Raw genomic sequence first — 16,268 nt, forward strand, 5'->3', positions numbered from 1 at the left:
TTTGTAAGGTGAAGAATCCACTTTTACTTTCCATAGAATATTTAAAAGGCGTTGGTCCGCAACGAGCCGAAATTCTTCGGTCGGAATTTGGGATTTTCAGATTCAGAGATTTACTATATCATTTCCCCTTTCGCTATGTCGATCGAACTAAGTTTTATAGAATCTCAGAAGTCACTTCAACAGCAACTGAAATTCAGATAAAAGGAAAAATCACATCGCTTAGAGAAGTGGGTGAAGGAAGAAAAAAGAGATTAGTCGGGAATTTCATCGATGACACCGGCGAGGTTGAGCTAGTTTGGTTTCGCACCACAAAATGGCAAGTAGAGAAATTTAGGTCTTTAATTCAAAAACCTATCACCATCTATGGAAAACCCAACCTATTTAACAACAAACTTAGCTTTACCCACCCAGAAATTGAAGAAGAATCTTCAGAAAAAAGCAGCAACGGACTTCTTCCGGTATATAGTAACACCGAAAAAGCTCTAAAACGAGGCATCAACACGAGGGTTTGGCAGAAGATGCAAGCTGAAGTTTGGATTCAAGTTGGAAATTACATCAAAGAAAATCTTTCTGAGGAATTATGCCGTAAATATGGTTTAACTTCCAGAAAAGCAGCTTTTAAAAACATTCATTTTCCAGATTCAACTGAAGCTTTAGAAGCCGCAAGAAAACGCCTAAAGTTTGAGGAATTCTTTTTCCTACATTTATCATTACAAGCACAAAAAGCGCATGGAAAGCGAAGCTTCAAATCATTTGCTTTTACTCAAATTGGAAATTATTTCAATGATTTCTATAAAAATCATTTAGGATTTGAGCTAACTAATGCTCAAAAACGTGCGGTTAAGGAAATTCGAGCAGATTTAGGAAAAGAAGTTCAAATGAATCGACTTCTTCAAGGTGATGTAGGAAGCGGAAAGACTATCGTAGCCTTTTTGAGCATACTTATCGCCGCCGACAATGGTTTTCAATCTCTATTGATGGCTCCAACTGAAATTCTTGCGCAACAGCATTACAATGGCTTAAAGGAAGAAGCAGACAAAATCGGGCTCAATATCGCATTACTAACTGGTAGCACGCCTAAATCAGCCAGAAAAATTATACACGAACAATTAGAAAGCGGAGAATTAGATATGCTGGTTGGCACACACGCCTTGATTGAGGACAAGGTTCAATTCAAAAATTTAGGATTGGCCATCATCGACGAGCAGCATAGATTTGGTGTAGCCCAACGTGCAAAATTATGGCGCAAAGGCAAGCGACCGCCTCACATCTTGGTTATGACGGCAACACCTATTCCAAGGACCTTAGCAATGACCATTTATGGAGATTTAGACGCCACCGTAATTGATGAGCTACCTGCCGGAAGAAAACCCATAAAAACCGTTCACAGAAAGGACAAAGACCGCTTAGTTGTTTTCAAATTCATTAAAGACGAAATCCAAAAAGGCCGACAAGCTTATATTGTTTATCCATTGATTGAAGAATCAGATAAAATGGACTACAAGGACTTAATGGATGGCTACGAGAGCATTACACGCGCTTTTCCCCTACCCGAATATGCCGTTAGCATTGTTCACGGACAAATGAAACCCACTGACAAAGAGTATGAAATGCAGCGATTCGTGAAAGGAGAAACCCAAATCATGGTCGCAACTACGGTTATCGAAGTGGGCGTCAACGTTCCCAATGCTTCTATCATGGTAATTGAAAGCTCAGAGAAATTTGGATTATCACAATTACACCAATTACGAGGTCGCGTAGGTAGAGGCGCCGAGCAGAGTTATTGCATTCTGATGACAGCTGATAAATTGAATGAGGTTGCCTTCAAAAGAGTTTCCACCATGTGCGAAACCAATGATGGATTTAGAATTGCCGAAGTAGACTTAGAATTACGCGGACCAGGGAATGTTATGGGAACTCAACAAAGTGGTTTACTTGACTTTAAAATTGCAGATTTAAAAGCAGACAAACCTATTTTCTTAGCAGCTAAAAATGCCGCAGAATGGCTTATAGAAACAGACCCAAGCCTTTCACACCCTAGCAATCAGCACATCAGAGCATTCTTTGATGCATTTCATAAAAAACAATTGAGCTGGGCTTTGATTAGTTAATCACAAGCTTTCTCGCGTATTTGTTGATTAAACTTATTAAATTCTACTTTTAGCTATAAAATCTTTTTTTATATTCGCTTTCATGGAAGAATTAGAAAAAGCTGCACCATTTTTTGAAAATGACGCGATTGTTTTAGGCTTATTAATGGCCGTTTTAGCAGGTATTTTTTACTTAGAATCCTCAGGTAAAAAGTTTTGGGAAAAATTCTTTACTTACGTTCCCGCCCTGTTATTGTGTTATTTTTTACCAGCTTTACTCAAGTGGCCACTAGGATTGGTGGATGGAGAAGTTTCTAATTTATATTTCGTTGCATCTCGCTTTCTTTTACCTGCCGCTTTAACTCTCCTATGTTTAGGTATTGATTTTAAGGGAATTATGCGTTTAGGACCAAAAGCAATTATCATGTTCCTAGCCGGTACTTTGGGAATTGTTATTGGTGGACCTGTTTCACTTTTAGTAATTGAATATGTTTTTCCGAGTTTAATTCCAGGAAATATAACGCTTGACGAACTTTGGCGTGGAATGTCGACCATTGCAGGAAGTTGGATTGGTGGAGGTGCTAACCAAACTGCGATGAAAGAAGTGTTTGAAGTTTCGGACAACATCTTCGGTATAATGATCGTGGTGGACGTGATTGTAGCGAATATCTGGATGGGCTTTTTACTTTACGGAGCCAACATTAGAGACAAAGCCAATAAGCTCTTAAATGCAGATAATTCAGCTATTTTAGACTTAGAAAAACGAATGGAAGACTATCAAGCTTCTGTAATGAAAATACCAACGACTGTAGAAACCTTTACTTTAATGGCAGTTGCTTTCGGTGGAGTTGCCTTAGCGCATTGGGGTGCGGATGTAATCTCGCCTTTCATGGAAAGCCACAATGAAACCTTGGTTTCCATGAACCTACAATCCCTGACCAGTAGTTTCTTTTGGTTGGTGATTATTTCCACCACAGTAGGTTTGCTTTTATCATTTACCAAGGCAAGAAAACTAGAAGGAATTGGCGCAACACGCTGGGGTTCTATTTTCATTTATGTTTTAGTAGCCACCATCGGTATGAAGATGGATTTAGAGCAAATATTTCAAAAAGACAACATTGGTTTGTTCGTAATTGGTCTTACATGGATGTTAGTACATGTGATTATCCTATTAATCACCGCTAAACTCATCAGAGCTCCGTTCTTCTTCGTGGCCGTAGGAAGTCAAGCGAATGTAGGAGGAGCTGCGAGCGCTCCGATTGTTGCATCCGCCTTCAACCCTAGCCTTGCCTCAGTAGGTGTTTTAATGGCTGTTTTAGGCTATGCTCTGGGTACTTATGGAGCTTTATTCTGTGCTATCCTAATGGAAATGGTTGCGGTAGGTTAAAGAATTTAAAAATCAACATTTATGGAAATCTCTTGGTCAGACTTTGAAAAAGTAAAAATGCATGTTGGGACCATCATTGAAGTTAATGATTTTCCTAAGGCGAGAAAACCTGCCTATCAACTTAAAATAGATTTTGGCAAGTTCGGCGTTAAGAATTCATCGGCACAAATTACAGCGCATTACAACAAAGAAGATTTAATAGGAAAGCAAATCATTGCTGTATTAAACTTCCCTCCTAAACAGATTGCTAATTTCATTTCAGAATGTTTAGTTATGGGAATTTATGACACCCATGGAAATGTGGTTTTAATGACACCAGATAAAAAAGTGGACAATGGAGATTTAGTTGGTTGATGCGTTGATTTGCTTTTCTATAAACTCAATCACTTCTTGTTTTTCCTTGGGATTAAACCAAGTTAATTGCTCGTCTTTTCGATACCAAGTCAGCTGACGTTTAGCAAATCTACGTGTATTTTTCTTGATTTCAGAAACTGCAAATTCTAAATCCCACACTTCATCTAAATAGTTAAATAACTCAGAATAACCAACTGTATTTAAAGCATTTAATTGATTTAAACTATATAGATTTTTAACCTCTTCCAATAGACCTTCTTCCATCATTAAATCAACTCGTCTATTGATACGATCATAGATTTCTGAACGTTCTAAAGTGAGTCCAATCTTAATAATTTCGAAGTTTCTTTGCTTAGAATTTTTAGATAAAAAGGATGAAAATGGTTTACCAGTTCCTCTTATAATTTCTAAAGCTCGAATGACTCTATGTGGATTTTCTAAATCAATTTCTTCGTAATAAGAAGGATCAGCCTCTTTTAACTCTTCTTGCAATTCAGTTAAACCTTTTAAATCTAACTCATCATTTAGTTGCTTTCTAATCTCAGAATCTACTTCAGGAAACTCATCTAAACCTTGAGTAACGGCTTTTTCATACAACCCAGAACCACCAACCATCACCAAAGTGTTATGGGTTTTAAAATAATCATCTATAAAGGCGATTGCATCTCTTTCGAAGTCGCCTACCGAATAAGCTTGATGTACGCTTAAATGTTGAATAAAATGATGTTTAACAGCGGATAATTCCTCTTGGGAAGGAACTGCCGTACCAATTTGCATTTCTTTGTAGAATTGACGACTATCCGACGAAAGAATCTCGGTATTGAAATGCTTTGCTACTTCAATCGCCATGGACGTTTTACCAATCGCAGTTGGCCCTACAATTACAATCAGATATTTTTTATTCGACATAAAGCAAATGTAGGATTTAAATTAAATTCAAAAAAAATCCTGTGAAAATTCACAGGATTCTTGTTTCTTATTTATGGGTTATAATTAGTCAATATAGATAATATTGCTTTGTTGCTCCTCCCACAATAGGAAGTTTACAACCTCTTTGTCTAACCTTCTGATGGCGAATAAAAGAATTGCAAAGTCGTCTAATAGACCAAAAGGACCTAGTAAAAGCTCTGGAACGATGTCTAAGGGTGAAATGATATAGGCAAGAGCTGCAACTCCTAAAAATAAATTTCTTTTCTTCTTAGGTTTATATTTTCCTTTAAACATTAAAGGAATCATTCTCGTATATGCCATTAATTTTTCACGTGTAAACACGCTTTCGTATTCTTTTTTATTTCTCCAAAAGTTGGTTATCATTGATAATCTGCTCATAGCTTAGTTTTATACTATATAACCAAATATTATTCCAAATCCTAGAGTCTTACTGTGCAAGCAGTTCGTCTAACAATTCACGTACTTGTGGAGCGTTCCAATCCTTGGCTCCTACATCGCTAATTCTAATCTGTCCTTGCTTGTCTAAAATAATCGTTGTAGGGAAGGCTCTAGGCTTCATTTCAGTTACAATAGGAGAAAGAGCCGTATAAACAGGGAAAGTATAACCTTCTTTCTCGATATAAGGAACATGAGCTCCTTGTCTTTTCTCCATCGCAATCATCACGAATTCAACTTTATCTCCATAGTCGTCGTATAAACTTTGAATACTTGGCATTTCCATTCTACATGGAGGACACCAGCTTCCCCAGTGATTCACAAAAACAACTTTACCATGGAAATCTTGAACATTAGCGTCTGGCACACCATAACCCTTTAATTCAATATCCATATAAGATGGAGCTCCTGTTGATGACGTAGTTGCTGCTTTATCTTCTTTTTTAACCGGTGTTGCTTTAACACCTTCAATAACTTGCTCTTTTTTAGCCTCCTCGGTGGTAGTTGTTTCCACCTTAGACTCTTCTTTACAAGCGCTTAAAAATGAAACAATTAAGACAAAGTAAAATAGATTTTTTAGCTTCATGATTCTAATTTTGATAATAATTCATCGACAATGGCAGCGCCTTTATCTTTGTTATATGCTTTTTGTAATTCTAATTGAAATTCTTCTTTTGTAATTTCTTCGGCTTTAAACTTCTTTAACAGAGCATTTCCAAATTCAGGTCTTGGTCCCCATCTGAAGATATGTTCACCGGTTGCTGAGTCCATACCAATCACAATTGGAATAGATTTACCACCATTGGTTAAGTAAGCATCCATTAAATCTGGATTCTCATCTCTATAAACCAATCTAGCGTCTAAATTATCAGAGGCTTCTACAATTTTCTGCACTACTGGCAAACTTTGAGCAGCATCTCCACACCAACCTTCTGTAATAATAAGGAAAGTGATTTTTCTATTAATTTTAGATAATCTCTCTTTTTGTTGATCGCTTAAAGTAATTTTTTTCTGCAAACGATCCATTCTTTGAGCGTTTAAGACATAATAAGAATGAAAATCTACCTCATTCTCATCTTTTCCAGCTACTTCTTTAACTTCTTTATAATATGTTTCAAAACTGATACCTTTCTCGGCATAAGATTTCAAATCTACTGTATTTGACTGCATAATTAATTTTTCAAGTTGTAAATTTAAGCCCTTTGCAGGGAATGATATGTAATATAAATTACATTAACTTATTTTTTAGGATAGTTGTCATCCCATTCTTTTACATCAGGTACTAATAATTGACCTTCTGATTTAGCGATTAAGGTAGAAACCATGGCGTCTGATGTTACGTTAACTACTGTTCTACACATATCTAGAGGTCTATCAATAGCAAAAATTAATGCTAAACCAGCTTCTGGAATTCCTGCTTGACCTAAAACAATTACCAACATCACCATTCCTGCACTTGGAACCGCTGCAGATCCAATGGAAGCTAAAGTTGCGGTCAAAACAATCATAATTTGCGTTGCTAAGTCTAATTGCATTCCAAAAGCTTGAGCAATAAATATAGCCGCTACAGCTTGATACAAACTTGTACCATCCATATTAATCGTAGCACCCAATGGTAAAACAAAACTTGCAACTTCCTCATCTACACCTAGATGCTCTGTCACTCTCTCCATGGTCACTGGAAGTGTTGCCGCACTAGAACTTGTAGAAAACGCAACTAATTGCGCCGGAGCAATCGCCTTTAAAAAGTCAAAGTAACTATGTTTGGTTATAATGGAAACCATTAAAGAATAAATCACAAATATCAAAACAGCTAAACCTGCTAACACCGTTAAGGCATAAACTAATAAGGCTTGGAGAACAGAAAAACTCGGAATTTCTACCAAAATTGCTGCTAATAAAGCAAATACACCAATCGGTGCTATCAACATGATAATATCAATGATTTTAAGAATCACCTCATTTAAACCCGAAAAGAATTGTGTAACAGGTCGTGCTTTTTCTTCGGGAATTAAAATCAATCCAATTCCTACCAAAATGGTAAAGAAAATCACCTGCAACATTTTTCCGTTGTCCGTAAGAGATTTAAAGAAATTATCTGGAACAATATCCACTAAAGGTTGTAATGGCCCTTGTTCTTTTTGACTTTCGGCCTCTAAAATTTTCCCGCCAGCATCTGAAGCGTATTGAGCCATCAATTGATCTCTTGAAGCTTCATCTATAAATGTTCCTGGTTGGATGATATTTGCAAGCGTTAAACCTATCGTAACGGCTACAACAGTAGTCATTAAATAAAACCCGATGGTCTTACCTCCCATTTTAGAGATTTTGGAAATGTCCTTTAATTCAGCAATTCCCGTAATCAGAGAAACTATGATTAACGGCACTGCAATCATTTTCAATAAATTAATAAAAACAGTTCCGAAGGGTTTAATCCAATCAATAACGAATTGATTCCAATTCATTTCTGCGGCAAAAAATCCAAATAATATACCTAGCACCATACCAATTAGTATCTGCCAATGTAGACCGAGTTTTTTCATATCGAAAATTTCTCGAATATAATAAGAATCTATGAAATAAAAAGAAAACCCTGTATTAAGAATTAAGACTTATACACAGCCTTAAAACAAATAATTCACTCATTATGAATGGACTATATATATTACTAATAAATTTAAAAATTTTAAGTCGATTACATTCGAATTACCATCTCATCCAATGGTTTTCTAACTTTTTCTGTACGGGCATATTTATCCTCCTCAGATCGGTAACCCATAGGTAACATTAAAACTGAATTTAAGTTCTTCTCCTCTAGCCCCAAAATTTCATCTACTAATTTAGCATTAAAACCTTCCATAGGACAAGCATCAACAGCATGTAATGCACAGGCAGTCATTAAATTACCAATTACAATATATACCTGCTTAGCCAACCAATGATTTTTCTTATCCTCGTCTAAGGCTTTTAAGAAATTCACGAAACCTCTTTCATAACCAGCTAATGCACCTTCTTCTAATCCACGAACTTGCTCCATATAAGCGGCATGTTCTTTAATATAAGCTGAATCTAAATCTGTGCGATGCGCCAACACCAAAAGATGACTACAAGTTTGTACATTTTTTTGATTGAATGTAGCAGATTCAAGCCTTTCTCTCCATTGTTTACCTTCCAATAAAATCAATTGATAAGCTTGTGCCCCAAAAGCAGTGGCCGTTAGATTTCCTGCTTTTAAAATATCTTGCAAAACTTCTTCCTCAATAATTTGAGTTTCATCAAATATATTAGTGGCATAGCGCCATTCTAAAGCCTCTAGCAATGAATTATATTCCATAGCTGCAAAATTACTAATTGTAAAAGGATATTAAAATTAATGCTATCTATTTTAGTCTACAAATAGCAAAACTTAACCTTCAGATTCCAACTTAATGTGATTCAAAACACGTTTATGGATTCTATGAATAATAAAATCTGACCAAGTTTTCCAATAAAGCTCTGGTGTTATATCCACTGTATACCAAGTGGTTCCTTCTAATTCCGTTGTGTTATCATCGATTTTATTTAACTTAAACTGACCTTTGTGAGAAACAAAATAACCGTCTAGATGCTTTGGAGCTACATCCCAAAATGGATTAAACTCATTCATTGGAGTGGGTTGTTTAGCAACATCAAATTGTAATAAAGTTGGTGCATTCCAAGTTGTGATAGGCTCAACAAAACTGCCGGTAGTAAAATTACAATATCTAATCGCTCCTACTCCGTGACCTTCTATGGTTGCATCGGTTGGATAAGAAATTCCTGTTTTAAATAACCAATCGGTGGGTTCTTCAATCTTATCAAAAGTCACAACATTTTCCCAAACCTCGTCTATAGGCGCATGAACAATGACTGAAGTTCTAACAGGAATTAAGTCTTTGGGTTCGTTAACATAGTCAAAACTCAAAGTTGATATTGAAATCAAAATTAAAATAAGTCCTAAAGTTTTAGTTTGCAACCACTTCTTTTGATTTAACTTAAATCCGAGATAAGCTCCGAGCATATTACACAGAACAAATATTGGCAGTCCCATAATAATGCAAACCAAACCTTCAATTGCAAAAACTAATAAACCAAGTGCCGCCAACAACAAAGTAGATAAACCTAGTAGGTAGCTTCCCGTTAAATCCATTTTAGACGACCTACTAACCCAATAAACCGGAATAAAACCTGTTAAAAAAGGAGAAATTAAAAATACAGTCCAACCATAATTTCCTAAAACTTCTATGGATAAATAACCTAGCACTCCCACAATAAGAAGGCTAGTAATTACAGAAATTGGTCGAATATACTTTTGCATGCTTTACTTAGTTTTCATCTCTGAAGCGCTTAATCAATCTTGGCAAAGCAATAAGCAGAGCGAAGGAAAGTGCGCCAATTCGGATATAATCTGTCAACTGATCTTCAAAATTCATCATTCGGTAAATCAACAAACCAATGATGACCAAAGCAATGACCAATTGAAAATATTTATTGCTTAATAGATCGCTCATTTAGACTAATGTATTAAAATTTTTCTATTTTTTTGTTAGGAATTTGAATCCCCAATTCAATAAAAAAGACCTCTAAACCTCTGTTTAAGGGATAAAAATTAGCATTTGAAATATGCATAGCGCCGATATCTATGAAACTTTTCATTCTAGGATTTAGATTAAATCCAAGCCCTAAATTTAATTTTTCGGCAAAGTAAACTCCCTTTTCTAAACGCTGATAATAACCCGATTGATAACCTGCATTTAAACCAAATCTCGCATGTAGAGCCAGTTTTCGCAACTCTTTTTCGAATTTAATTCCACCGCCTAAACTCGCTCTGTAAATGTCTTGTTCGTGATCATCCACCAAGAAAGTATATTGACCATAATTTATTTTAGGTTGCAGAAACCAATGTTTTTTGATGCTTTTATCTGCATTTGATTTCCACGCAAAATCTTTTATCGCAAAAACTCCAAATTCGGTGTTCTTGTAATTATAATGACTAGCATCGTCTTTTCTAAAAATATCGCTCGTCCCATATGATACACCCACGTATATATCATTTTGGGCTTGAACCATATTAAATAAGCTTAGGATAAAAATTAAATAGAAATTCCTCATTCATTAGTTTCGTTCGGATGTTGCTTTGGCAAAACATCCACATTCTTCTCCTGCTCTATAACTTTTAAATAAACAGCATGTTCGCTCGGCTGAATTCCACCGCCATATTTCTCGGCATAAACTTGTGTAAACTCAGCGCCCAAATATACGATGATTGAGGTATAATAAACCCAAACCAAGAGCGCAATAATAGAGCCGGCAGAACCAAAGTTTAATCCTGGCTGAAATTGCTGTAAATAATATCCAATTCCAATTTGACCTAATGAGAACAATATAGAAGTGAAGATCCCTCCTGCCATCGCATGTTTCCATCTCAGTTTTACATCAGGTAACACCTTGAACATAAGCGTAAAAACCGCAACGGTGACCATAATACTGACGACCTTATTAATATAGAAGAAAAAGACATCGAAGGTGACATCATACTCCATAAAGAGTTCTATAAAAAAATGCCCAAATCTTCTTACAATCGTATTCAACAACATGGAAACCAATAAGATAAATGACAAAGAAACGATGATAGAAAAAGATAAAACCCTATCTCTCAGAATCTTTAACCAACCATTTTTAGGCTTTGCTTTCACCTGCCAAATAAAGTTAAGACTATCTTGAACTTCTGCAAAAACAGCCGTTGAAGCCACAAACAGCACCACCAAACCGGTAATTAATGCAATATCACTTTTACCCGTTAAGGAAGAATTAATAACAAATTGTTGCACTTCTTGCGCCAAATCATGTCCGATCAAACCATTTAATTCTGTATAAATTTTATTCTCAATCGCGTCCTTTTTATACAACATACTGGCCACTGAAATGATAATCATTAAGATAGGTGAAATAGCCAATACCGTATAATAGGCTAATGAAGCGCTTAATTTAAAAACTCTGTCTTCAAAAAAAGCATTCATAGTTGCCTTGGCAATGTTGAAACTATCTTTTAGAATTTTCTGTACTGACATGGTTTCTAAAATTTTATGCTAAAATAGAATTAATTCTTGTCATGAGGATGACTTCATACTTTAATATAGCTATATAAATTATCTGATTTCAATATTTAGTGTAATTTTAATCTTTTAAACGAAACAGCATTCATGAAGAAAGTTTTAATCTCTTTATTTCTTATTCTAAGCATTATTTCCTGCACAAAAGAAAGTGCTAACACAGAGAATTCAAATAGTGAAACAGAATTAGCACAACCCTTACCCGTAGAAACCAAACTAACAGAATCTAAAAAATTGACTTCTGAAAATTTTTCGGGTGCTGCATTTGAAGCCAAAGTTCCATTGGAATTTATGGCAAAACCATCGGTTGGTTCAGGAGAAGATCTCAATCAATATGATAGTTATTTTTTCACTTCAGCAGATAGTTTGGTGCAGTTTTATGCTTATGCCACTACGGGAAACAAAAGACCGAATGACATTATTTTCCCGAATGAACGTATTGAAAAAGAAACAACTCAAGTTGGCGATACACTTATTACCACTTGGAAATTGAACTTAAATCAACAAATAGGTTATATAAGAGAGTTTAAAGAAAAAGCTTATCCTAACGGAAGCATCATTACTGGTTTTTATTATAAAACTCCAGAAGCTTACGAACAATACAAAGACGACTTTCAACAGTTTGAAAAGAGCCTAAAAGCCAAAAACTAGATACAAAATCCAAAAATCATTTAATCCTAAGTTATTGCAACTTAGAACGCATTTTATATCTTTACTTTTTAACACATGACTACATGAATTTACTAGAAGGAAAAGTTGCTATTATTACAGGAGCAACACGAGGAATCGGAAAAGGAATATTAGAAACTTTTGTTGCAAATGGCGCTAAAGTAGCATTTACCTATGCCTCTTCGGCCGAAGCAGCTAAAGCGATAGAAAAAGAATTTGAAGGCGTAAAAGGTTATCAATCAGATGCAGGAGATTTTGATGCTGCACAAGAATTGGTAAACCAAGTTTTAGAAGATTTTGGACAAATTGATATCGTTATCAACAATGCTGGAATCACAAAAGACAACTTATTAATGAGAATGAGCCACGAAGATTGGCAAAAAGTGATTCAAGTGAACTTGGATTCTGCTTTTAACTTAACAAAGGCTGTTTTACGCCCAATGTTGAAACAAAGAAAAGGTTCTATCATCAACATGAGCTCTATTGTTGGAATCACTGGAAATGCAGGACAGGCTAACTACGCTGCATCAAAAGCTGGTTTAATTGGTTTCTCTAAATCCGTTGCACAAGAATTAGGTTCAAGAAATATTCGTTGTAATGTTGTAGCTCCAGGTTTTATTGAAACTGAAATGACGGCTAAATTAGACGAAAAAGTAGTTGACGAATGGAGAAATTCTATCCCGTTAAAACGTGGTGGAACTCCAGAAGACATCGCTAATGCATGTTTATTCTTAGGCTCTGATTTATCTTCTTATGTTACTGGACAAGTAATAAGTGTAGACGGAGGAATGCACATGTAATTATAGATAAGATAAGATAAATAAGAATTGACCTAATTCAAGGTCAATTCATAATTTTTAATCAAGGTAAATCCACTCGAATTTCCTATTTCGTTGCCAAATTCAACGGAAGTGACAAATTCCTGTGGATTTACTTTTTGGTGTTGAACTAAATAATCCAATAAATACTTGATATCAAGTTCGCTGTTGTTACGCTTTTCCTTTCTTACAAAAGCAAAATACTAAAGACGAAAAAACATTTAGTCTTCCGTCTCATTAGCTTCTTCAAAGTCTAATGACACAGAGTTCATACAATAGCGTAAACCAGTTTCAGTAGGCCCATCATTGAACACGTGACCTAAATGTGATCCACAGCTTGCGCAAAGGATCTCCATACGTGTCATTCCGTGAGATCTATCTAGTTTTTCAACTACTTTTCCTTTGATAGCTTTATCGAAACTTGGCCATCCACAATGTGCATCGAACTTAGTATCCGACTCGAACAAAGGCTCTTTACATGCATTGCATAAGTAAATTCCTTCCTCGAAATGCATATTATACTTTCCGGTGTGTGGACGCTCGGTTCCGGCTTGACGCAACACGAAATATTCTTCGTCAGAAAGGCTTTGTTTCCATTCCTCTTCTGACTTTATAACTTTAAATTCTTTATTTGACATGATATTTTCTTTTTTTGTTTGTTCTTTTTGTGGACTTTCTTGACTCTGACAAGCATTTAAGCTCATCATAAAAAATAAGAGCACAAGATAAATGTAGTTAGTTTTCATGATTAATTATTTCGATAAAAATCAAAAGCTAGATCCACTTCTGAGATGCTAATACTGACAGGCTCCGGATTACAGAAACCAATTTTGTCTAATAAAACACACTGAATTTCTTTTCCAACATTCTTTTTATCGTGCATTAATAAGGGCAATATTTGTTCCGCTTTTGGTAAATCAACTTTAGCATAGAACTTGTCGATGACCGATTTAATTTCTTCAAAATCATTTAAGCTTAACTGCTTTTTCATCACAGCGATATAACTCTCTAACACCAGACCTAATGCCACTGCTTCACCATGTGTGATTTGAATTTGATGGTGTAGATAATAGGATTCCAACGCATGACCGATTGTGTGGCCTGCATTTAAAATTTTTCTTAAACCTTTTTCCGTTGGATCTTGTTCAACCACGGCTTTTTTAATTTCAACAGAGGCTTGAATTAATGGCGCCAGATTCTCTGAACTTAATGTTGGAATTTCTTTTAATTGATTCCAATGATTTACATCTTGAATTAAACCATGTTTAAGCATTTCAGCAAAACCTGAAAGCATTTCCTTTTCAGGCAAAGTCAGTAGAAAATCTGGATTTATAACAACCATTTCAGGTTGAGTGAAAGTTCCGATTTGATTCTTTAAGTGATTTAAGTTAATCCCTGTTTTTGCTCCCACCGACGCATCCACCATAGACAATAAGCTCGTGGGTACATTGATAAACTTTACGCCTCTCTTAAAAGTAGAAGCGACAAATCCTCCAAAATCTGTGACTACTCCTCCTCCACAATTGATGATAATTGAATTTCGATCTGCTCCTAGCTCACTTAGGCTTATCCAAACTTGAGTGGCGATTTCGATAGATTTTGAATCTTCTCCCGATGGAATCTCGATAATTTCCATGTCCTGAATTTCCGGAAGTTCGGCTAATAAAATAGGTAAGCAATATTCATGGGTATTTTCGTCAACCAAAAACATGATCTTTCTATCAGAATGATTTTGGATAAACTCATTAAGTTGAGAAAATGCATTTTCGAAATATACGAGAGCTTGTTTCATAGCAGATTTTAATCAAAAATACTAAAATTAGATTTAGAACGAAATTACTAAGCGCGGAGCTCGCAGCAGGGATTGAAATGGAAATCCCGCAGCGGCCATGCCTCAACAAATAAGGAAGTGGCAGAGTGAAATGAACATGAAACTCCTGCCACGAGATTATTTGTAGGCATAGCCGCGAGGAATTGTAATGAAAAGCCCGTCCGCTGCCCTATGGATAAATAATGCTGATGTGACCTGTTTTAACGTTTCCGTCGGCAAGCTTGAGAAGGTACCAATAGCTACCAGAAGGCAATGCACGACCGGCGTAAGTTCCATTCCACTCACAGTTTTCGGCGCCAATTCCTTGATATAAAAGTTTGTTGTAGCGGTTGTAAATCTCCAACTGCGCGTTCGGATAAGCCTCGATAAGCCCATCGACAAACCAGGTGTCGTTCATACCATCGTTGTTGGGTGTAATCACGTTCGGAATGTTCAATTCGATGTCCTCATCCGGGCAATCTATAATCTCAATCATGACCTCAACACTGCTCGCACACTGGCCCTCGTGAGGCACAAAAGTGTATAGGCGCATGTTGGTGAAGGCGGTATTGATAACCGCCGGCAACCACTGTCCGCTGATGCCATTGTCAGATGTTTGTGGCAAGGATGCTGGCGACGAGTTCTGACAATAAGTGTGCTCGAAACTGAATTCAGGCGTTAAAGAATCCGTGATTTGTACCGTGAAACTTGTGCCTATATAACAATTTTGATTTTCGTCGAGTGTGAATTCATAGGTATAAGTTTGGTTGCCGTTGTTGGTTTGCATCCATGTACCCGTTGCGCCTTCAATAGAAGTGCGTGGCAAATCGGTAATACGTGGTAAATCAGCTGTATCGCAAACACTAGAAGTTGGTAAATTATTAAAACTAACCTCCTGAGCATCAATAATATTTACATCAAAACTAAACTCATTATAACAAGTATCTGTCGGCGTGAACGTGTAAGTATAAACATCATCAACTTGACTAACTGACCATGTTCCATCAACACCGTTATTGTCTTGTGGGTTTAAGTTTGAAACCATTGGAAGTTCTGCAGCATCGCAGACTGATGAGTCTATATAATCAAATACAGTATCAACTGAACCACTAACAGTTACCATGAAGCTAAATTCATTATAACAGCCTCCAGATGGCGTGAATGTATAGGTATAATCATCGCCTGTTTGAGCAACTGTCCAAGTTCCAGCTACCCCGTTGTTGTCAGCTTCTTGTAAATTATCAACCATTGGAAGATCCGCTACATCACAAACTGAAGAATCCGTGTAGTCAAATATGGTAGCGACAGAATCCGTCACAGTTACCGTGAAAGCAAACTCATTGTAACAAGTATCTGTTGGCGTGAAGGTGTAAGTGTAAACATCATCAACCTGATCAACTGCCCAAGTTCCAGCTACACCGTTATTGTCTTGAGAGTCTAAAGTTGAAACTTCTGGAAGTTCTGCAGCATTACATACTGCACTATCTGTGTAAGTAAATACAGTGTCAACTGAATCACTAACAGTTACAGTGAAGCTAAACTCATTATAACAAGAATCTGTTGGTGTGAATGTATAAGTATAAACATCATCAACTTGATTCATTGACCATGTTCCATCAACAC

Annotated in this window: 18 protein-coding genes; 5 read left to right on the top strand and 13 right to left on the bottom strand. The window is 36.2% G+C overall.

The features are described 5' to 3' along the window. The first annotated feature begins 8 nt into the window (after positions 1–8). From recG to NLM59_RS02190, 3 genes are all read left to right on the top strand, one after another. Positions 9–2,111, top strand: a complete 2,103-nt coding sequence (gene recG, locus NLM59_RS02180) for an ATP-dependent DNA helicase RecG (protein WP_304416096.1) — start codon at positions 9–11, stop codon at positions 2,109–2,111. An 82-nt stretch (positions 2,112–2,193) separates the two neighbouring features. Continuing rightward, a complete protein-coding gene (locus tag NLM59_RS02185; protein WP_304416097.1) occupies positions 2,194–3,477 on the top strand; it encodes a DUF819 family protein in 1,284 nt (427 codons plus the stop codon). A gap of 21 nt (positions 3,478–3,498) precedes the next feature. Then, complete coding sequence (locus NLM59_RS02190; RefSeq protein WP_304416098.1) at positions 3,499–3,831, top strand: tRNA-binding protein; 333 nt, start codon at positions 3,499–3,501, stop codon at positions 3,829–3,831. Here the strand turns inward: NLM59_RS02190 and miaA are convergent. From miaA to NLM59_RS02240, 10 genes are all read right to left on the bottom strand, one after another. After that, a complete protein-coding gene (miaA, locus tag NLM59_RS02195) occupies positions 3,820–4,740 on the bottom strand; it encodes a tRNA (adenosine(37)-N6)-dimethylallyltransferase MiaA (protein ID WP_304416099.1) in 921 nt (306 codons plus the stop codon). The genes NLM59_RS02190 and miaA overlap by 12 nt on opposite strands. Positions 4,741–4,824: 84 nt before the next feature. Next, positions 4,825–5,160, bottom strand: coding sequence for a YkvA family protein (locus NLM59_RS02200; RefSeq protein ID WP_304416100.1), 336 nt, complete (start codon positions 5,158–5,160; stop codon positions 4,825–4,827). A 49-nt stretch (positions 5,161–5,209) separates the two neighbouring features. Beyond that, positions 5,210–5,803 (bottom strand): TlpA family protein disulfide reductase, encoded by a 594-nt coding sequence (locus NLM59_RS02205; RefSeq protein WP_304416101.1) that lies wholly within the window; start codon positions 5,801–5,803, stop codon positions 5,210–5,212. Continuing rightward, complete coding sequence (locus NLM59_RS02210; protein ID WP_304416102.1) at positions 5,800–6,387, bottom strand: thioredoxin family protein; 588 nt, start codon at positions 6,385–6,387, stop codon at positions 5,800–5,802. Before NLM59_RS02210 ends, NLM59_RS02205 begins: the two co-directional genes overlap by 4 nt. Before the next feature lie 68 nt (positions 6,388–6,455). Next, the gene (locus NLM59_RS02215; protein WP_304416103.1) at positions 6,456–7,760 is read right to left on the bottom strand and encodes a dicarboxylate/amino acid:cation symporter; all 1,305 of its coding nucleotides are present in this window, start codon (positions 7,758–7,760) and stop codon (positions 6,456–6,458) included. A gap of 152 nt (positions 7,761–7,912) precedes the next feature. Then, entirely contained in the window at positions 7,913–8,551 is a 639-nt protein-coding gene (locus NLM59_RS02220; RefSeq protein ID WP_304416104.1) for an NAD(P)H-dependent oxidoreductase, read from the bottom strand. Positions 8,552–8,623: 72 nt separating this feature from the next. Next, the gene (locus NLM59_RS02225; protein ID WP_304416105.1) at positions 8,624–9,553 is read right to left on the bottom strand and encodes an SRPBCC family protein; all 930 of its coding nucleotides are present in this window, start codon (positions 9,551–9,553) and stop codon (positions 8,624–8,626) included. A gap of 7 nt (positions 9,554–9,560) precedes the next feature. Beyond that, the gene (locus NLM59_RS02230) at positions 9,561–9,746 is read right to left on the bottom strand and encodes a hypothetical protein (protein WP_304416106.1); all 186 of its coding nucleotides are present in this window, start codon (positions 9,744–9,746) and stop codon (positions 9,561–9,563) included. 13 nt (positions 9,747–9,759) lie between these two features. Beyond that, entirely contained in the window at positions 9,760–10,347 is a 588-nt protein-coding gene (locus tag NLM59_RS02235; RefSeq protein WP_304416107.1) for an acyloxyacyl hydrolase, read from the bottom strand. Further along, positions 10,344–11,306, bottom strand: a complete 963-nt coding sequence (locus NLM59_RS02240; protein ID WP_304416108.1) for a YihY/virulence factor BrkB family protein — start codon at positions 11,304–11,306, stop codon at positions 10,344–10,346. The genes NLM59_RS02235 and NLM59_RS02240 overlap by 4 nt, the downstream gene beginning before the upstream one ends. A gap of 132 nt (positions 11,307–11,438) precedes the next feature. On the opposite strand from NLM59_RS02240, the gene NLM59_RS02245 reads away from it, so the two are divergent. Then, complete coding sequence (locus tag NLM59_RS02245) at positions 11,439–11,999, top strand: hypothetical protein (RefSeq protein WP_304416109.1); 561 nt, start codon at positions 11,439–11,441, stop codon at positions 11,997–11,999. An 83-nt stretch (positions 12,000–12,082) separates the two neighbouring features. Continuing rightward, positions 12,083–12,817 carry a 3-oxoacyl-[acyl-carrier-protein] reductase gene (gene fabG / locus NLM59_RS02250; RefSeq protein WP_304416110.1) on the top strand — a complete coding sequence of 245 codons (735 nt, stop codon included), beginning with the start codon at positions 12,083–12,085 and terminating at the stop codon, positions 12,815–12,817. Positions 12,818–13,056: 239 nt separating this feature from the next. On the opposite strand, the gene msrB is transcribed toward fabG, so the two are convergent. From msrB to NLM59_RS02265, 3 genes are all read right to left on the bottom strand, one after another. After that, positions 13,057–13,581, bottom strand: a complete 525-nt coding sequence (gene msrB / locus NLM59_RS02255; protein ID WP_407986200.1) for a peptide-methionine (R)-S-oxide reductase MsrB — start codon at positions 13,579–13,581, stop codon at positions 13,057–13,059. 2 nt (positions 13,582–13,583) lie between these two features. After that, entirely contained in the window at positions 13,584–14,627 is a 1,044-nt protein-coding gene (aroB, locus tag NLM59_RS02260) for a 3-dehydroquinate synthase (protein ID WP_304416111.1), read from the bottom strand. Positions 14,628–14,835: 208 nt separating this feature from the next. Further along, on the bottom strand, positions 14,836–16,268 hold a 1,433-nt coding region (locus NLM59_RS02265; protein ID WP_304416112.1), incomplete at its 5' end, for a T9SS type B sorting domain-containing protein.

Source organism: Profundicola chukchiensis (genome assembly GCF_029664245.1).
Taxonomy (GTDB): Bacteria; Bacteroidota; Bacteroidia; order Flavobacteriales; family Weeksellaceae; genus Profundicola; species Profundicola chukchiensis.

Bases quoted from the DNA above. Each gene is read 5' to 3' on its own strand.
- NLM59_RS02185 (WP_304416097.1), top strand. From the start codon at position 2,194: ATGGAAGAATTAGAAAAAGCTGCACCATTTTTTGAAAATGACGCGATT.
- NLM59_RS02190 (WP_304416098.1), top strand. From the start codon at position 3,499: ATGGAAATCTCTTGGTCAGACTTTGAAAAAGTAAAAATGCATGTTGGG.
- miaA (WP_304416099.1), bottom strand. From the start codon at position 4,740: ATGTCGAATAAAAAATATCTGATTGTAATTGTAGGGCCAACTGCGATT.
- NLM59_RS02200 (WP_304416100.1), bottom strand. From the start codon at position 5,160: ATGAGCAGATTATCAATGATAACCAACTTTTGGAGAAATAAAAAAGAA.
- NLM59_RS02205 (WP_304416101.1), bottom strand. From the start codon at position 5,803: ATGAAGCTAAAAAATCTATTTTACTTTGTCTTAATTGTTTCATTTTTA.
- NLM59_RS02210 (WP_304416102.1), bottom strand. From the start codon at position 6,387: ATGCAGTCAAATACAGTAGATTTGAAATCTTATGCCGAGAAAGGTATC.
- NLM59_RS02215 (WP_304416103.1), bottom strand. From the start codon at position 7,760: ATGAAAAAACTCGGTCTACATTGGCAGATACTAATTGGTATGGTGCTA.
- NLM59_RS02220 (WP_304416104.1), bottom strand. From the start codon at position 8,551: ATGGAATATAATTCATTGCTAGAGGCTTTAGAATGGCGCTATGCCACT.
- NLM59_RS02225 (WP_304416105.1), bottom strand. From the start codon at position 9,553: ATGCAAAAGTATATTCGACCAATTTCTGTAATTACTAGCCTTCTTATT.
- NLM59_RS02230 (WP_304416106.1), bottom strand. From the start codon at position 9,746: ATGAGCGATCTATTAAGCAATAAATATTTTCAATTGGTCATTGCTTTG.
- NLM59_RS02235 (WP_304416107.1), bottom strand. From the start codon at position 10,347: ATGAGGAATTTCTATTTAATTTTTATCCTAAGCTTATTTAATATGGTT.
- NLM59_RS02240 (WP_304416108.1), bottom strand. From the start codon at position 11,306: ATGTCAGTACAGAAAATTCTAAAAGATAGTTTCAACATTGCCAAGGCA.
- NLM59_RS02245 (WP_304416109.1), top strand. From the start codon at position 11,439: ATGAAGAAAGTTTTAATCTCTTTATTTCTTATTCTAAGCATTATTTCC.
- fabG (WP_304416110.1), top strand. From the start codon at position 12,083: ATGAATTTACTAGAAGGAAAAGTTGCTATTATTACAGGAGCAACACGA.
- msrB (WP_407986200.1), bottom strand. From the start codon at position 13,581: ATGAAAACTAACTACATTTATCTTGTGCTCTTATTTTTTATGATGAGC.
- aroB (WP_304416111.1), bottom strand. From the start codon at position 14,627: ATGAAACAAGCTCTCGTATATTTCGAAAATGCATTTTCTCAACTTAAT.